Below are 820 nucleotides of genomic sequence, written 5' to 3'. Positions count from 1 at the left end.
CGAAAGGTCGGAGATGACCGAGACGACGACCCCGCCCCGCCTGCGCCATCCGGAAAAGGCCCATCGCGCCGATCAGTCGCAGCCCCGGAAACCCGACTGGATCCGGGTCAAGGCCCCGACATCCGAGGGCTACAAGCAGACCCGTGACATCCTGCGCGAGAACCGCTTGTCCACGGTCTGCGAAGAGGCCGGCTGCCCCAATGTCGGCGAATGCTGGAGCCAGGGCCACGCCACCATGATGATCATGGGCGAGATCTGCACGCGCGGCTGTTCCTTTTGCAACGTCATCACCGGCAAGCCCGATGCGCTGGACGTGTTCGAGCCGGGGCGGGTCGCCCACGCGGTGCAGAAACTGGGGCTGAACCACGTCGTCATCACCTCGGTCGATCGCGACGACCTGGACGATGGCGGGGCCGAGCATTTCGCCCAGACCATCCGCGCCATCCGCCATCGCTCGCCGGATTCGACTATCGAGGTGCTGACGCCGGATTTCCTGAAATCCAGACCCGGCTCGCTGGAAACCGTGGTCGAGGCGCGGCCCGACGTGTTCAACCACAATCTGGAAACCGTCCCGGGGCTTTATCCGTCGGTGCGCCCGGGTGCGCGGTATTTCCATTCGCTGCGGCTGCTGCAGCGGGTCAAGGAGCTGGATCCGACCATGTTCACCAAATCCGGCATCATGGTCGGATTGGGCGAGGATCGGCAAAGCGTGCTGCAGGTGATGGACGACATGCGCGCCGCCGATATCGATTTCATCACCATAGGCCAATATTTGCAGCCGACCTCGAAACATCACCGGCTCGACCGTTTCGTCACGCCC

At 63.9% G+C, this 820-nt stretch carries 1 protein-coding gene; it reads left to right on the top strand.

Annotation, left to right across the window (positions count from 1 at the left end; all coding sequences use genetic code 11):
• Positions 1-13 precede the first annotated feature (13 nt).
• Positions 14-820 (top strand): lipoyl synthase (gene lipA, locus A7A09_RS20445; protein ID WP_106693109.1); only part of this gene is annotated, 807 nt, incomplete at its 3' end.

Source organism: Paracoccus methylarcula (genome assembly GCF_003007735.2).
Classification (GTDB): Bacteria; Pseudomonadota; Alphaproteobacteria; order Rhodobacterales; family Rhodobacteraceae; genus Paracoccus; species Paracoccus methylarcula.
Note: the sequence above shows the minus strand (reverse complement) of the source record. Positions and strands in the feature narration are given on the sequence as shown.